The organism is Sporosarcina sp. P13 (assembly GCF_002743055.1).
Classification (GTDB): Bacteria; Bacillota; Bacilli; order Bacillales_A; family Planococcaceae; genus Sporosarcina.
Genome location: NZ_PDYM01000004.1, coordinates 1 through 16,695 on the forward strand (window position 1 = coordinate 1; position 16,695 = coordinate 16,695).

The following is a 16,695-nucleotide window of genomic DNA, read 5'->3' on the forward strand; positions in this document are numbered from 1 at the left end:
GGAAAGCGCCGTTCAGCCTCGAAAGGCGTTGGAGGGCTAGTCACAAAAGGTGCGCACTTTGCACCTTTTTGAAAAGACCGAAACGACCCGAGAGGCTGGCGCTTGGAACTGGATGTAATCAAAAGTGGAAAGCGTCGCCTAGTCTAGGGGTTTATATAAGAAAAAAAGGGGGAAGTTCATTGTTTAAACGCATGAAAGAAGATATCCACTGCATTTTTGAGCAAGATCCAGCTGCTCGCAGCACAGTTGAAGTGATTTTGACGTATTCAGGGTTACATGCCATTTGGTTGCATCGTGTGGCGCACGCTTTCTATAAGCGCAATCTTCGCTTTTTAGCCCGTGTTGTCTCGCAGGTTAGTAGGTTTTTTACAGGTATCGAAATTCATCCAGGGGCAGTGATTGGAAGAAGGCTTTTTATTGACCACGGAATGGGTGTAGTCATTGGGGAAACTTGTGAAATTGGGGATGATGTTACGCTTTATCAAGGCGTGACGCTAGGTGGAACGGGGAAAGAAGGCGGTAAGCGACACCCGACGCTGTGCGATAACGTATTAGTCGCGTCGGGGGCCAAAGTTCTTGGATCAATTACGATCGGAGAAAACAGCAAGGTGGGCGCTGGATCAGTTATTCTTAAAGAAGTACCACCTAATTCCACAGTTGTTGGAATACCGGGTAAAATAGTCATATCAAACGGTGTTCGTGTAAAAGATAAACTAGACCATTCATTGCAAGATCCTATATCAGATGAAATCAAACGTTTAGAACAGCAAATTCAAGAGTTACAGCTGCGGACGCAACAGCTAGAAACACCGAACGAAAAAAAAGGAGATTTACATGAGCATTCAACTTTATAACACATTGACTCGAAAAAAAGAAAGGTTCGTTCCATTGGAAGAAGGAAAGGTCAAAATGTATGTCTGTGGCCCAACGGTCTATAACTATATTCATATTGGTAATGCACGGCCTGTTATCGCATTTGATACCGTCCGTCGCTACCTAGAATACCGTGGATATGAAGTAAACTACGTCTCGAACTTTACAGATGTTGACGATAAAATCATTAAAGCGGCAAACGATTTGAATGAAGAAGTTGGAGAACTGACAGAACGTTTTATTCAAGCGTATTTCGAAGATGTTCACGCGCTAGGTTGTGAGAAAGCGACAGCTCACCCGCGGGTAACAGAACATATTGAAGATATCGTTAAGTTTATTCGATTACTAATCGAAAAAGGGTATGCGTATGAAACCAATGGTGATGTTTACTACCGCACACGTGAATTTGATGGGTACGGTAAGTTGTCTCACCAATCTATTGATGAATTAAAGGTTGGAGCGCGTATTGAAGAAAATGTGATAAAATCGGATCCGCTAGATTTTGCATTATGGAAAACAGCTAAAGAAGGCGAGGTCTCATGGGATAGTCCGTGGGGGAAAGGACGTCCAGGTTGGCATATTGAATGTTCTGTTATGGCAAGAGAACTTCTTGGTGACACGATTGATATTCATGCGGGCGGGCAAGATTTAACATTCCCTCATCACGAAAATGAAATTGCGCAATCCGAAGCGGCAACAGGTAAGACATTTGCCAACTACTGGATGCATAATGGATATATTAATATCGATAATGAAAAGATGTCCAAATCACTTGGAAACTTCGTTTTAGTACATGATATCCGTAAGCAAATCAATCCGAAAGTGCTTCGTTTCTTTATGCTTTCTGTTCATTATCGTCATCCGGTTAACTTTGCACAAGAGTTAGTGGAAAGTGCTGCGAATGGACTAGAGCGAATTCAGACAGCGTACAATAACTTGCAACACAGACTTACGCTTTCTGCTGATTTGGCGGAGGATTCGCAACAGTGGATCACGGGTATTGACGAACAAATCACAGCATTTGAAACGGCGATGGATGATGATTTCAATACAGCGAATGCTATTGCGGTTGTTTTTGAATTATCGAAACAGGCAAATATCTATTTACTAGAAAAAAATACGGATTCTTGCGTGCTGCAACGATTCATTGAAGCTTTCGATTTGTTGATGGGCGTGCTTGGCTTGCCTTTCGAAACGGCAGCTGAATTAGTGGATGATGAAGTAGATTCTCTTATCCAAGAGCGTTTGGAAGCACGTAAGAACCGTGACTTTTCGCGAGCGGATGAAATTCGCGATGAATTGAAAGCAAAGGGTATTGTGCTAGAGGATACAGCGCAAGGTACTCGCTGGAAAAGAGGGTAATCGCGTGGGGAATTTGCGTGATATAGACGTCAAACAACTAAACGCTCTTGCTCTCGCATATATGGGAGATGCGGTGTATGAACAAGCGGTTAGAGAACATTTATTGCGAAGTGGCCGTGTGAAACCGCAAATTCTGCATAAAGAGGCTACACAATTTGTCTCTGCTAAAGCTCAGGCGCGAATTATTATGACGATGAAAGAACGAAAACTGTTGACAGAGGAAGAAGAGGCCGTCATGCGCCGTGGCCGTAACGCGAAAGCGGGCTCTGTTCCTAAAAGTACGGATGTTACTACGTATAATTATAGTTCCGCGTTCGAAGCAGTTCTTGGGTATGTGTATCTTTTGAACCGACAAGAACGTCTTGCTGAGTTGATAGCTAAAGCGATTCGATACGTAGAACACCCTGAGGAGGAAATGGTATGACAGAGCAAGAAGTTGAATTGATCGGCGGTAGAAATCCGGTTGTTGAAGCATTACGGTCTGGTCGGCAACTAAATAAAATATGGGTTGCGGAAGGAGTCAATAAGAAAAGTATTGGCGAAATTATGAAGCTTGCGAAAGAAGCGGGAGTAATCGTTCAGACATCTCCAAAACAAAAGTTGGATGGAATGACGGATATTAGTCATCAAGGGATTGTTGCTTCGGTTGCAGCATACGGTTATGCGGAACTAGATGATTTATTTGCAGTTGCAAAAGAGAGAGTGCAGGATCCTTTGTTCATCATTCTTGATGAACTTGAAGATCCTCATAACTTAGGTTCTATTTTGCGAACTGCAGATGCTTCCGGCGTTCATGGGATTATTATTCCGAAAAGAAGAGCGGTTGGCTTGACGGGGGTTGTAGCGAAAGCGTCAACAGGTGCAATTGAGCATATCCCGGTTGTGCGAGTAAATAATTTAGCGCAAACAGTGGAAGACTTAAAAAAACGTGGGGTGTGGATTGCTGGAACGGACGCGGCCAATTCAACTGATTATCGCCATATGGATGCGACATTACCACTCGCTATCATTATCGGTAGTGAAGGTAAAGGGATGTCAAGAATCTTACGTGAGAAATGTGATTTTCTTTATAGTTTGCCTATGGTTGGGCAAGTAACCTCTTTAAATGCTTCGGTAGCGGCAGCTTTGCTGATGTATGAAGTTCTACGAAAGCGTCAATCTGCCCAGGCTACATCATGAAAAAAGATGTGCTGCTCGTTGATGGCTACAATGTCATCGGGGCATGGCCGGAATTACAAGAATTAAAAAAAGATGATTTAGCGCAAGCGCGAGATCGTTTAATAGAGCGGATGGCGGAATTCCAAGCGACCAAGGGATGGCGTGTCATTATTGTGTTCGACGCGCATCTCGTTCCGGGAATTGAAAAGCGCAAGAAGCAATACCGTGTGGAAGTGGTCTTTACTAGAGAAAATGAAACTGCGGATGAGCGAATTGAAAAACTCGTATCAGAATTATCGAATCGATTAACACAAATCCACGTCGCAACTTCCGATCTGGTAGAACAATGGGTTGTGTTTGCGCAAGGAGCCTTACGAATATCGGCTCGTGAACTAGAAATTGCTATGAAAGAAGTCGATTACTTAATTGCCCGGAAAGTTAGGAATTCCAGGGAAGAACGTCCTCTTTCAAAGATACCGCTGTCAGAAGAAGTTGCTAAAGCATTTGAAAAAATGAGACGTGGGGAACAATGAGCGGTTGACGGAAAAAAGTACCACGTCTATACTGACTTGATAAAACCAATAAAACTCTGGGGTGGAGAGGTTGGTGCGGAATATGGAATATGAGAAGACTAGAAATGACTTTTCTGTACTTTCAGATGAAGAGATGATTGAACTGATACATCTGGGAAACTCCGATGTGCTAGAATTTTTGATCACTAAATTTCAGCCGATTGTTCGGATGAAAGCTAGAACGTATTTTATCATTGGCGGAGATAGGGAAGATATCGTACAAGAAGGAATGATCGGACTTTATAAGGCAATTCGAGATTTTCGACCGGATCGATTGAGTTCTTTCAAAGTGTTTGCTGAGCTTTGTATTACAAGACAAATTATTACGGCTATTAAAACGGCGACCCGGCAAAAACATATTCCGCTTAATACTTCAGTTTCGCTGGACAAGCCTATATATGACGAAGAGCAAGAACGCACACTGTTAGATATCATTGCTGGCTCTACAATTGATGATCCTGAAGACTTGATGATTCATAAAGAAAGCTTTTCTTTTATGGAAGAGGAGATGAATAAAGTATTGAGCGCACTAGAAAAAGAAGTACTCACACTTTATTTGGAGGGTCAATCCTATCGGGAAATTTCAGAAGTGTTGAATCGCCAAGTGAAGTCTATTGATAATGCACTTCAACGCATCAAACGTAAGCTGGAGCATTCAATGGCAATGGATCTTGTACGCTGACCGCGTGGAAAGTGAATTGACATGTCGTGTGTTAAATGGTACTCTTTAGCAAGACTATTGTCTTGAATAGGTGAAACTACGTGGTGAAAAAAATAATCATTTGCTGTGAAAAATGCGGCTCGCGAAACTATACTTTACCTGCTAGTAATCAAGCGCGTGAAGGAAGAATTGAATTGAAAAAGTTTTGCAGTCATTGCAACGCGCACACGCTGCATAAGCAAACCATTTGACCAGTTACATAGAGTTCTAGGTTGGACGCTATGTCATTCGGAAGGGTTGGAGAAGAATGAGCAAGATCAGCGATTTTTTGAAAAAGGTCATTTCGGAAATGCGGAAAGTCAGTTGGCCGAAGCGTAAGGAATTGACGAAGTATACTGTGGTTGTTATTTCAACTGTCATTTTTATGGCTGTTTATTTTGGGCTAGTAGATATGGGTATTTCAGGTGTTATGAAATGGTATACTGGTCTCTAATAGTGAAAGTATGAATAGCTTGAGAATATCCCGTTTTGATGAATAAACGGGTTTTTTCAGTTCTAATTAGAAGGAGGGACGGACGCGCAGTCCTCAACATGATGGAAATGGATAAAAATTGGTATGTAGTCCATACATACTCGGGATATGAGAATAAAGTAAAAGCGAATCTTGAAAAACGTGTTGAAACAATGGGTATGTCAGATAAAATTTTCCGTGTCGTCATTCCGGAAGAAGAAGAAACGGATATTAAGGAAGGCAAAAAGAAAACGGTTATGCGTAAGACGTTCCCTGGTTATGTGCTTGTGGAATTGATTATGACAGACGATTCTTGGTACGTTGTACGTAATACGCCGGGAGTGACAGGGTTCATCGGATCTTCAGGTGGTGGAGCAAAACCGACTCCGTTGTTACCGGAAGAAGTTGAATTTATTCTGAAGCAAATGGGTATGAAAGAGCAACGTATAGATGTAGATTTTGAAGTAGGTGAAAGCGTTACTGTGCTAGAAGGGCCGTTTGCACACTTTGAAGGTAAAGTGGAAGAAATTGAACTCGACAAAGGTAAAGTAACTGTTACTGTCGATATGTTCGGTCGCGAAACGAAGATGGAACTATCGTTTGATCAAGTAGAAAAAATGGATTGATAAGGTAATGGATTAATTTTCTCTTGCAAAAAGTATGTAAAGGTGATATCATTTCAAAGGTCAGACTTAGTCTGAACGGATTAACCAATTCTACCGACATTGTCGGCAGGCACATATTTGAGTGGGAGGGGCAACCCAATTACCACATCACGGACTTAAGGAGGTGTGTCTCGTGGCTAAAAAAGTTACTAAAGTAGTGAAATTGCAAATTCCAGCTGGTAAAGCAAACCCAGCACCACCGGTAGGGCCGGCATTAGGTCAAGCAGGTGTTAACATCATGGGATTCTGTAAAGAATTTAACGCTCGCACAGCTGATCAAGCAGGTCTTATTATTCCTGTTGAAATCTCTGTATTCGAGGACCGTTCATTTACATTCATCACAAAAACTCCGCCGGCAGCAGTATTGCTAAAGGTTGCAGCAAACGTTCAAAAAGGTTCAGGCGAGCCTAATAAAAACAAAGTTGCTACAGTTAAGCGTGATAAAGTTAGAGAAATCGCAGAACAAAAGATGCCAGACTTAAACGCGGCGTCAGTTGAAGCGGCGATGGCAATGGTCGAAGGTACTGCTCGCAGTATGGGATTCAAAATCGAAGACTGATTTTGGTTCTTCTTAATAAAGCAATGGTTTGAAGGTGGAGGCTGCGGTCAAATGAGATGCGCAGCCTTCATTAAGTGGGAGGTTTAATCCGTTAAAACCACAAATGAGGAGGAAAATTCTGATGGCTAAAAGAGGTAAAAAATTCGTAGAAGCAGTAAAGCTTGTCGATCGTACAGCTACATATTCTGCGAAAGAAGCAATTGAACTTGCTAAAAAAACAAGCACAACAAACTTTGATGCAACAGTTGAAGTAGCTTTCCGTCTTGGTATTGATACTCGTAAAAACGACCAGCAAATCCGTGGAGCGGTAGTGCTTCCGAACGGTACTGGTAAAACTCAACGTGTATTAGTATTTGCAAAAGGCGAAAAGTTGAAAGAAGCAGAAGCTGCAGGCGCAGACTACGTAGGCGACGCAGAATATATTGCTAAAATTCAACAAGGTTGGTTCGATTTCGACGTAATCGTTGCTACACCTGACATGATGGGCGAAGTTGGTAAGATTGGTCGAGTTTTAGGGCCAAAAGGTCTTATGCCGAACCCGAAAACAGGAACAGTAACATTCGACGTAACAAAAGCTGTTGAAGAAATCAAAGCAGGTAAAGTTGAATACCGTGCAGACAAAGCTGGAATCATCCACGCGCCAATCGGGAAAGCATCTTTCGATAACGAGAAGTTGGAAGAAAACTTCTTGACTATCTTTGAAACTATTCAAAAAGCTAAACCGGCTGCAGCAAAAGGTACGTTCATGAAATCAGTAAACGTTACAACTACAATGGGTCCTGCTATTAAAGTTGATCCGTCAAGTGTAACTGTAAAATAATTATTGACAAGCATAAAGTGATCTGTTAAGATTACGCTTGTTATGATGATAACCATTTGTACCGAAGACAGCAGGTGTGGCTTGCCACTTAATGCTCCTGCCGAGGACAAGACGCTCTTTTTTTAAAGATGACGACTTTTCTGCCCTCATGTCTTAGACATTGAGGGCTTTTTATATCGGTATAAGTGACCCTAATTTTCAGGAGGTGTCAACATGAGCAAAATTTTAGAAGCTAAACAAGCGGTTGTAACAGAAATCGCTGATAAGTTGAAAGGAGCTGCTTCTGTAGTTGTTGTAGATTACCGTGGTTTAACGGTTGCGCAAGTTACAGAATTGCGTAAACAACTTCGTGAAGCAGGCGTTGAGTTCAAAGTTTACAAAAACTCTATGACTCGTCGTGCAGCAGAATCAGCAGGTCTTGAAGCTTTGAATGAAAACCTTACAGGACCAAACGCTATTGCCTTCTCAACAGAAGACGTGGTAGCGCCAGCGAAAATCTTGAACGATTTCGCTAAAAAGAATGAAAAGCTTGAAATTAAAGCAGGTGTGATCGAAGGTAACGTCGCATCAGCAGAAGACGTAAAAGCATTGGCTACTCTACCATCACGCGATGGTCTACTATCTATGCTACTCAGCGTACTTCAAGCGCCGGTACGAAACTTCGCACTTGCTACAAAAGCAGTTGCAGAGAAAAAAGAAGAACAAGGCGCTTAATTTTGCGTCTTGACCACGACCGGAACAAACGATCCGGTTAATACAACTTCCCAGGAGGAACTTAAAATGACTAATGCACAAATCCTAGACGCAATTAAAGAAATGACAGTTCTTGAACTAAACGACCTAGTAAAAGCAATCGAAGAAGAATTCGGCGTAACAGCAGCAGCACCAGTTGCAGCAGCTGGAGCAGTTGCTGAAGCGGCTGAAGAGCAATCAGAATTCGACGTAATCCTTGCATCTGCAGGTGCTGAAAAGATTAAAGTAATTAAAGCTGTTCGTGAAATCACTGGCCTAGGCTTAAAAGAAGCTAAAGCTCTTGTAGACGAAGCTCCTAAAGCTGTTAAAGAAGGCGTAGCTAAAGAAGAAGCTGAAGAATTGAAAGCGAAACTTGAAGAAGTTGGCGCATCTGTAGAAGTTAAGTAATTTCTACTTCCCTGAGAAAGGCCCGTCTATTTGACGGGCTTTTTTCTTCATATACAGTTACTTAATAGGGTTTAAGCGGGAGGTATATATGGGAGAACATTATTACTCAAAAAGTCCTCGAGTATCGAGTGCGCCGAAACAATGGAAAGTGGAACTGCGTAACAAATTGTTCACGTTTACGACGGATGCAGGTGTCTTTAGTAAAAGTGGTCTAGATGAAGGGTCGAAATTATTGGCTGAAACGTTTAACGAACCCTCTGTAGGGGGAGACTTGTTAGAAATCGGTTGTGGTTATGGTCCGATTGCGTTGTCTATTGCATCTGATTTCCCTGAACGTTTAGTTCATATGGTAGATGTCAATGAACGTGCGTTAGCTCTTTCCGAAACAAATGCTCAAAACAATCAGCTTCGAAACGTGAAGATTTATGAGAGTAGTGGTGTAGATCAAGTTGAACAAACTGATTTTGCTGCTATCTTGACGAATCCGCCTATAAGGGCAGGCAAGCAGACGGTGTTTTCTATTTATAAAGGAGCCCATGAAAAACTTGCTCCTGGTGGAGAGCTGTGGGTTGTGATTCAAAAGAAACAAGGTGCGCCTTCTACTATAGGGTACTTAAAAGAGTTGTTTGGTAATGTCGAGACGGTTGCCAAGAAGAAGGGGTATTTCATTTTGTTAGCAAAAAAAGATTGACAGTGTCAAAAGGTTGTAGTAGCATTATTAAATGCATAAATAATTATATTGCAGCTGTATGCCCTTTTGCGTGATTTAGAAGAGGGAAAGGCATACTGATGTTTGGATAAAGATTGTGAAATCGAAAATGAGCTCTTGTCGGAACTCGTTTTCTTTTTGTTTTTTCGAAGTCACAGCTGAATTTCTGATTTTGCAAAAACTAATATTGTCTTAATGAGGGGTGAATGAGTTGACAGGTCATTTAGTTCAGTATGGTCAACATCGTCAGCGTAGAAGTTTCGCGCGAATCAACGAAGTGCTCGATCTGCCAAATTTGATTGAAATTCAAACGGCATCGTATGAGTGGTTCTTAGAAGAAGGGTTACGTGAAATGTTCCGGGATATTTCTCCTATCCAGGATTTCACAGGTAACCTGTCCTTGGAATTTATCGATTACAAACTGGGTGAACCAAAATATCCAGTGGACGAATCAAAAGAGCGCGATGTGACATACGCAGCACCACTTCGTGTAAAAGTACGTCTTCATAACAAAGAAACAGGCGATGTCAAAGAACAAGACGTTTTCATGGGAGATTTCCCACTGATGACTGAAAACGGTACATTCATTATTAATGGAGCGGAACGAGTTATCGTTTCACAGCTCGTTCGTTCGCCGAGTGTTTATTACAATGATAAAACGGACAAAAACGGTAAACGTGGTTTCGGTGCTACTGTTATTCCGAACCGTGGTGCGTGGCTTGAGTATGAAACAGATGCTAAAGATGTAGTACACGTCCGTATCGATAGAACTCGAAAATTACCGATCACTGTGTTGCTGCGTGCATTAGGTTTCTCTACGGATCAAGAAATCATTGATCTAATAGGTGATAACGAGTATTTGCGTAATTCACTTGAGAAAGATAATACCGAAACTTCGGAAAAAGCTATGCTTGAAATCTATGAGCGACTTCGTCCGGGTGAACCACCAACATTAGACAGCGCAAGAAGTCTGTTATATTCTCGTTTCTTTGATCCGAAACGCTATGATTTAGCGAATGTTGGACGTTATAAGATGAACAAGAAGCTTCACTTGCAAAACCGCTTGTTTAATCAAACGGCTGCGGAAACACTCGTTGATCCAGAAACTGGTGAAATTCTTGTAGAAAAAGACCAGTTAATCGATCGTCGTACGTTAGATAAATTGCTACCATTCTTATCTGAAGGTATTAATACGCAGTCGATTGAACATGTTGGATCTATTTTAGAAGAGCCGATGATCATTCAAACATTGAAGATTTACGCTCCTAAAGGTGAAGAAAAACAAGTACTCAATGTTATTTCTAATGCTGAAGTAGACGAGTCTGTTAAACATATTACCCCTTCAGATATTGTAGCTTCTATCAGCTATTTCTTTAACCTGCTACATGGCGTAGGAAATACAGACGACATTGATCATCTAGGTAATCGTCGTTTGCGTTCTGTAGGTGAATTGCTTCAGAATCAATTCCGTATCGGTCTATCCCGTATGGAGCGAGTGGTAAAAGAAAGAATGTCTATCAATGATACACAGTCTATCGTACCGCAACAATTGATCAATATTCGTCCGGTTATTGCGTCTATTAAAGAGTTCTTCGGTAGCTCACAGCTTTCCCAGTTCATGGATCAAACAAATCCGTTAGCTGAATTAACGCACAAACGTCGTCTATCAGCACTAGGGCCAGGTGGTTTGACGCGTGAACGTGCAGGAATGGAAGTTCGTGACGTACACTACTCTCACTATGGTCGTATGTGTCCGATTGAAACACCGGAGGGTCCGAACATTGGACTGATTAACTCGTTATCAACATTCGCAAAAGTAAATCGTTTTGGGTTCATTGAAACTCCTTATCGTAAGGTAGACCCTGAAACGGGTCGTGTAACAGCGCAAATCGATTACTTAACAGCGGATATTGAAGATAACTATGTAGTAGCACAAGCGAATGCGCCACTTGAAGAAGATGGAGCATTTACAAATGAAGATGTTGTTGGTCGTTTCCAAGGGGATAATACTGTTTTCCGCCGCGATCAAATCGACTATATGGACGTTTCACCTAAGCAAGTTGTGTCTGCGGCAACTGCATGTATTCCATTCTTGGAAAACGATGACTCCAACCGTGCGCTTATGGGCGCAAACATGCAACGACAAGCCGTTCCTTTGTTGAATCCTGAAGCGCCGTTCGTTGGGACAGGGATGGAACACATCTCAGCCCGTGATTCTGGTGCGGCTGTCGTTTCTAAACATCACGGAATTGTAGAGCACGTAGAGGCGAAAGAAGTTCGTATTCGTCGCATTGAAGAAGTAGACGGTAAAGAAGTGAAGGGTGACCTAGCAGTTTACCGTTTATCCAAATTTATCCGTTCCAACCAAGGAACTTGTTATAATCAGCGTCCGATTGTTAGAGTGGGTGACCGAGTTAAGCCGCTTGATATTCTTGCGGACGGTCCATCTATGGAACAAGGAGAACTCGCACTTGGTCGTAACGTTCTAACTGCGTTTATGACATGGGATGGCTATAACTATGAGGATGCTATTATCATGAGCGAACGTCTAGTGAAAGATGACGTCTTCACATCGGTTCATATTGAAGAATATGAGTCGGAAGCGCGTGATACGAAACTAGGGCCGGAAGAAATTACTCGTGATATTCCGAATGTCGGAGAAGATGCGTTGCGCAACTTGGACGATAGAGGAATCATCCGCGTAGGTGCAGAAGTGCGCGACGGTGATATCTTAGTTGGGAAAGTAACGCCTAAGGGAGTTACTGAACTTACTGCTGAAGAACGTCTATTGCACGCAATCTTCGGGGAGAAAGCACGTGAAGTCCGCGATACGTCGCTCCGGGTACCACATGGCGCAGGCGGAATCGTTCTAGACGTCAAAGTGTTCAATCGTGAAGATGGTGACGAGTTATCACCGGGTGTTAACCAATTAGTTCGTGTGTATATCGTGCAGAAACGTAAAATTTCTGTAGGAGATAAAATGGCTGGACGTCACGGTAACAAAGGGGTAATCTCTCGAATCCTACCTGAATCCGAAATGCCGTATCTACCAGATGGTACGCCAATTGATGTTATGTTAAATCCGCTAGGTGTTCCATCACGTATGAACATCGGGCAGGTTCTTGAAATGCACCTTGGTATGGCTGCGCGAAGTCTTGGTATCCACACAGCTTCTCCTGTATTTGATGGAGCAAACGAGGAAGATGTTTGGTCTACAATGGAAGAAGCGGGTATGAACCGTGATGGTAAAACAGTGCTATATGATGGTCGTTCAGGTGAACCATTTGATAACCGCGTATCTGTCGGTGTCATGTACTTGATCAAGCTTGCGCACATGGTAGATGATAAGTTGCATGCACGTTCTACTGGACCATACTCACTCGTTACACAGCAACCACTCGGCGGGAAAGCGCAGTTTGGTGGACAGCGTTTTGGTGAGATGGAAGTATGGGCACTAGAAGCATATGGTGCTGCTTACACATTACAAGAGATTCTAACAGTCAAATCCGATGACGTCGTGGGCCGTGTGAAAACATACGAAGCGATTGTCAAAGGTGACAGTGTTCCTCAACCAGGCGTACCGGAATCATTCAAAGTACTAATCAAAGAACTGCAAAGTCTTGGATTGGACGTTAAAATGCTAACGGAAGAGTTCGAAGAGATAGAGTTGCGTGACTTGGATGACGAAGAGGATCTGCAGCCAACGGACGCACTAAACTTGATGAAAGAAGATCAACCGATAGGTTAAAGCGGAAAGTGCTAGTTACCTCGACATGCGTTGAAAGACTGGTGGTAACAGGTGATTGATTCTTTTGAGACAGGCCTGAAACGACCCGAGAGGCTGGTACTTGTAGCTAGATGTTAGCTAAAGTGTTGATCTGAAATAACATAAATAATGCAATCACAACAGAATAGAAGAGGGCTTCGAGCACCCTCTTCTATTCTATTCAGTTGAAGATGTACTTTTGACTGAATGCGATATTATAAGTAAAGTTGCCTGACAAGCCATTGCGGCGATTAGACTAAAGGGAGGTAGGCTCCTTGATAGATGTTAATAATTTTGAGTATATGAAAATTGGCCTAGCTTCACCAGACAAGATTCGTTCTTGGTCATATGGAGAAGTGAAGAAACCCGAAACTATAAACTACCGTACGTTAAAGCCAGAGAAGGACGGATTGTTCTGTGAAAGAATTTTCGGACCTACAAAAGACTGGGAATGTCACTGTGGAAAGTATAAGCGGGTTCGTTATAAAGGTGTCGTCTGTGATCGTTGTGGCGTAGAAGTAACGCGTCAAAAAGTGCGTCGTGAACGAATGGGACACATCGAACTTGCGGCACCAGTTACGCATATATGGTATTTCAAAGGAATACCAAGCCGTATGGGATTAATCTTGGATATGACACCGCGTGCATTGGAAGAAATCATTTATTTCGCTTCTTACGTAGTTGTTGAGCCGGCAGACACACCGCTTGAGCGAAAGCAGTTGTTATCTGAAAAAGAATATCGACTATATCGTGAAAAATATGGTTCTAAGTTCCAAGCGGCAATGGGAGCTGAGGCTATTGAACAGCTTTTACGTGCGATTGATTTAGATAAAGAGACAGATTCACTGAAAGAAGAGTTGAAAACAGTTCAAGGTCAGCGTCGTACACGTGCAATCAGACGTTTAGAAGTTGTGGAGTCATTCCGTAACTCTGGAAATCGTCCAGAATGGATGGTCTTAGAAGTTCTTCCGGTCATCCCTCCTGAATTGCGTCCAATGGTACAGCTAGACGGCGGACGTTTCGCTACTTCTGACTTGAATGATTTATATCGTCGGGTCATTAATCGGAATAACCGTCTGAAGAGACTTTTAGACTTAGGTGCACCTGGCATCATCGTCCAAAACGAGAAGCGGATGCTACAAGAAGCGGTAGATGCGCTTGTAGATAACGGTCGTCGTGGAAGACCGGTTACAGGTCCAGGTAACCGTCCATTGAAATCTCTCTCTCATATGTTGAAAGGGAAGCAAGGCCGTTTCCGTCAGAACTTACTTGGAAAACGAGTAGACTATTCCGGTCGTTCTGTAATCGTAGTAGGTCCAAATCTTAAAATGTATCAATGCGGTCTGCCGAAAGAAATGGCGATCGAGTTGTTTAAACCGTTTGTTATGAAGGAATTAGTAGAACGTAATTTAGCGCATAATATTAAAAGTGCGAAACGCAAGATTGAACGTCTGCATTCAGAAGTTTGGGATGTGCTAGAAGACGTCATCAAGGAGCACCCGGTACTTCTTAACCGAGCGCCAACACTTCACCGTTTGGGAATACAAGCATTCGAACCGATACTTGTAGAAGGTCGTGCGATTACATTGCACCCACTCGTTTGTACAGCTTATAACGCTGACTTCGACGGTGACCAAATGGCTGTTCACGTACCGCTTTCTGCAGAAGCGCAAGCCGAGGCGCGATTGTTGATGTTGGCTGCTCAAAACATCTTGAATCCAAAAGACGGAAAACCAGTTGTTACACCTTCACAGGATATGGTTCTTGGAAATTATTATTTAACAGTCGAGCGTAAAGACTCAGCTGGAGAAGGTTCAGTATTCAGTGATCCGAATGAAGCGTTAATTGCTTATCAAACAGGTCACGTTCACTTACACTCTCGTATTGCGATCCAAGCAGGCAGTATTAATAATCCAACGTTTACGGAACAACAAAATAGACAACTATTGCTTACTACGGTAGGTAAAGTAATCTTTAATGAAATCTTGCCGGAGTCATTCCCTTACATTAATGAACCGACGCTCAATAACTTGCAAGTGGAAACACCTGCTAAGTACTTCATTGACGGAACGGTAAATGTTAAAGAACACTTGCGAGACGCAGAATTGGTTACACCGTTCAAAAAGACAATTCTTGGAGAAATTATTGCGGAAATTTTCAAGCGATTCCATATTACAGAAACGTCTAGAATGCTAGACCGCATGAAAAATCTCGGGTTTAAATACTCTACACGCGCTGGAATCACAATCGGTATTTCTGACATCGTAGTTTTACCGAATAAAGCTGAAATCCTTCACGATGCACAGGAAAAGGTAGACAAGGTGACTCAGCAGTTCCGACGTGGTTTAATTACTGAAGAAGAACGCTATGACCGTGTTATCTCGTACTGGAGTACAGCGAAAGATATCATTCAGAATAAGTTGATGGACTCACTTGATAATGAAAACCCGATCTACATGATGAGTGACTCTGGAGCCCGTGGTAACGCATCTAACTTTACGCAACTTGCAGGTATGCGAGGATTGATGGCCAACCCGGCTGGACGAATTATCGAACTTCCGATCAAGTCTTCATTCCGTGAAGGTCTGACGGTACTCGAATACTTTATCTCTACACACGGTGCGCGTAAAGGTCTTGCCGATACAGCACTGAAGACAGCCGACTCAGGTTACTTGACTCGTCGTCTAGTAGACGTGGCACAAGATGTCATTGTCCGTGAAGATGACTGTGGAACTGACCGAGGTTTAGAAATTGCTGCTCTTACAGAAGGTAATGAAATGATTGAAACATTGCAAGAGCGGATTGAAGGTCGTCATACGAAAAAGACGATCAAACATCCTGAAACAGGCGAATTGATTCTTGAAAAGAACGGTTTGATCACGGCGGATGTTGCGAACGTAATTATTGCAGCTGGATTTGAGAAGGTAACTATTCGTTCTGCATTCACTTGTAATACAAAACATGGTGTATGTAAAAAGTGTTATGGTATCAACTTAGCTACAGGAGAAGCGGTAGAAGTAGGAGAAGCGGTAGGAATCATCGCAGCTCAATCTATTGGTGAACCTGGTACGCAGCTTACAATGCGTACATTCCACACAGGTGGGGTTGCTGGAGATGATATTACACAAGGTCTTCCTCGTATTCAGGAGATTTTTGAGTCTCGGAATCCGAAAGGGCAAGCGGTTATTTCTGAAATTGCAGGTACAGTTATTGAAATTGACGAAATCCGTGAAGGCCAAAAAGAGATCACAATTGAAGGTGAAGTGGAAACACGTAAGTATTTGGCGCCGTACAATGGTCGCTTGAAAGTTGAAGAAGGCGATTTAATTGAGCGAGGTCAAACGCTAACAGAAGGTTCTATAGATCCGAAAGAATTGATCATAGTAAAAGACGTAGCAACTGTACAAGAATATCTATTAAAAGAAGTGCAAAAAGTTTATCGTATGCAAGGGGTAGAAATTGGGGATAAGCACGTAGAAGTAATGGTTCGCCAAATGCTTCGTAAAGTGCGTGTGATCGAAGCTGGAGATACAGATCTTCTACCAGGTTCGTTGCTTGATATCCACCAGTTCTCTGAAGCGAATAACAAAGTGTTATTGGCAGGAAAAGCACCAGCGACTTCACGTCCGGTGATCCTCGGAATTACAAAAGCATCTCTTGAAACAGAATCATTCTTATCTGCGGCATCCTTCCAAGAAACGACGAGAGTACTTACAGATGCGGCGATCAAAGGTAAAACTGATGAATTGCTTGGTTTGAAAGAGAACGTCATTATTGGTAAGTTAGTGCCGGCGGGTACGGGAATGCAAAGATACCGTCAGATTAAAATGCAACATGAGGAAGACGAAGAAGCAATTGCGGTAGATTAAAAAAATAAACGGGACATCGTTCCCGTTTAT

At 42.5% G+C, this 16,695-nt stretch carries 16 protein-coding genes and 1 other annotated feature; all 16 genes read left to right on the forward strand.

Going from position 1 to position 16,695, the window contains the following annotated elements; translation table 11 throughout:
• Positions 1-179 precede the first annotated feature (179 nt).
• The 16 genes from cysE to rpoC all read left to right on the forward strand — a co-directional run bounded on the left by cysE (position 180) and on the right by rpoC (position 16,665).
• Entirely contained in the window at positions 180-854 is a 675-nt protein-coding gene (gene cysE, locus CSV79_RS03145; protein ID WP_099687595.1) for a serine O-acetyltransferase, read from the forward strand.
• The gene (cysS, locus tag CSV79_RS03150) at positions 835-2,235 is read left to right on the forward strand and encodes a cysteine--tRNA ligase (RefSeq protein WP_099687596.1); all 1,401 of its coding nucleotides are present in this window, start codon (positions 835-837) and stop codon (positions 2,233-2,235) included. The genes cysE and cysS overlap by 20 nt, the downstream gene beginning before the upstream one ends.
• A gap of 4 nt (positions 2,236-2,239) precedes the next feature.
• Positions 2,240-2,659: a Mini-ribonuclease 3 gene (locus CSV79_RS03155; protein WP_304442580.1), complete on the forward strand. Its 420-nt coding sequence runs from the start codon at positions 2,240-2,242 to the stop codon at positions 2,657-2,659.
• Positions 2,656-3,414: a 23S rRNA (guanosine(2251)-2'-O)-methyltransferase RlmB gene (gene rlmB / locus CSV79_RS03160; RefSeq protein WP_099687597.1), complete on the forward strand. Its 759-nt coding sequence runs from the start codon at positions 2,656-2,658 to the stop codon at positions 3,412-3,414. The genes CSV79_RS03155 and rlmB overlap by 4 nt, the downstream gene beginning before the upstream one ends.
• Complete coding sequence (locus tag CSV79_RS03165; protein WP_099687598.1) at positions 3,411-3,926, forward strand: NYN domain-containing protein; 516 nt, start codon at positions 3,411-3,413, stop codon at positions 3,924-3,926. Before rlmB ends, CSV79_RS03165 begins: the two co-directional genes overlap by 4 nt.
• An 82-nt stretch (positions 3,927-4,008) precedes the next feature.
• Positions 4,009-4,647, forward strand: a complete 639-nt coding sequence (sigH, locus tag CSV79_RS03170; protein ID WP_099687746.1) for an RNA polymerase sporulation sigma factor SigH — start codon at positions 4,009-4,011, stop codon at positions 4,645-4,647.
• 83 nt (positions 4,648-4,730) lie between these two features.
• A complete protein-coding gene (rpmG, locus tag CSV79_RS03175) occupies positions 4,731-4,877 on the forward strand; it encodes a 50S ribosomal protein L33 (RefSeq protein WP_369824913.1) in 147 nt (48 codons plus the stop codon).
• Between the two features lie 56 nt (positions 4,878-4,933).
• Complete coding sequence (gene secE / locus CSV79_RS03180) at positions 4,934-5,119, forward strand: preprotein translocase subunit SecE (protein ID WP_099687600.1); 186 nt, start codon at positions 4,934-4,936, stop codon at positions 5,117-5,119.
• A gap of 107 nt (positions 5,120-5,226) precedes the next feature.
• A complete protein-coding gene (gene nusG, locus CSV79_RS03185) occupies positions 5,227-5,763 on the forward strand; it encodes a transcription termination/antitermination protein NusG (protein ID WP_099687747.1) in 537 nt (178 codons plus the stop codon).
• A gap of 172 nt (positions 5,764-5,935) precedes the next feature.
• On the forward strand, positions 5,936-6,361 hold the full coding sequence (gene rplK / locus CSV79_RS03190) for a 50S ribosomal protein L11 (RefSeq protein WP_029053289.1): 426 nt from the start codon (positions 5,936-5,938) through the stop codon (positions 6,359-6,361).
• 121 nt (positions 6,362-6,482) lie between these two features.
• Positions 6,483-7,181, forward strand: a complete 699-nt coding sequence (gene rplA, locus CSV79_RS03195; protein WP_099687601.1) for a 50S ribosomal protein L1 — start codon at positions 6,483-6,485, stop codon at positions 7,179-7,181.
• 43 nt (positions 7,182-7,224) lie between these two features.
• Positions 7,225-7,364 (forward strand) — a sequence feature (ribosomal protein L10 leader region).
• A 30-nt stretch (positions 7,365-7,394) separates the two neighbouring features.
• On the forward strand, positions 7,395-7,895 hold the full coding sequence (rplJ, locus tag CSV79_RS03200; RefSeq protein ID WP_099687602.1) for a 50S ribosomal protein L10: 501 nt from the start codon (positions 7,395-7,397) through the stop codon (positions 7,893-7,895).
• A gap of 66 nt (positions 7,896-7,961) precedes the next feature.
• Complete coding sequence (gene rplL, locus CSV79_RS03205) at positions 7,962-8,321, forward strand: 50S ribosomal protein L7/L12 (RefSeq protein ID WP_099687603.1); 360 nt, start codon at positions 7,962-7,964, stop codon at positions 8,319-8,321.
• Positions 8,322-8,409: 88 nt separating this feature from the next.
• Positions 8,410-9,012: a class I SAM-dependent methyltransferase gene (locus tag CSV79_RS03210; protein ID WP_099687604.1), complete on the forward strand. Its 603-nt coding sequence runs from the start codon at positions 8,410-8,412 to the stop codon at positions 9,010-9,012.
• A gap of 220 nt (positions 9,013-9,232) precedes the next feature.
• Positions 9,233-12,778: a DNA-directed RNA polymerase subunit beta gene (gene rpoB, locus CSV79_RS03215; protein WP_199171863.1), complete on the forward strand. Its 3,546-nt coding sequence runs from the start codon at positions 9,233-9,235 to the stop codon at positions 12,776-12,778.
• Between the two features lie 293 nt (positions 12,779-13,071).
• Positions 13,072-16,665 (forward strand): DNA-directed RNA polymerase subunit beta', encoded by a 3,594-nt coding sequence (gene rpoC, locus CSV79_RS03220; protein WP_099687606.1) that lies wholly within the window; start codon positions 13,072-13,074, stop codon positions 16,663-16,665.
• Positions 16,666-16,695: the final 30 nt, after the last annotated feature.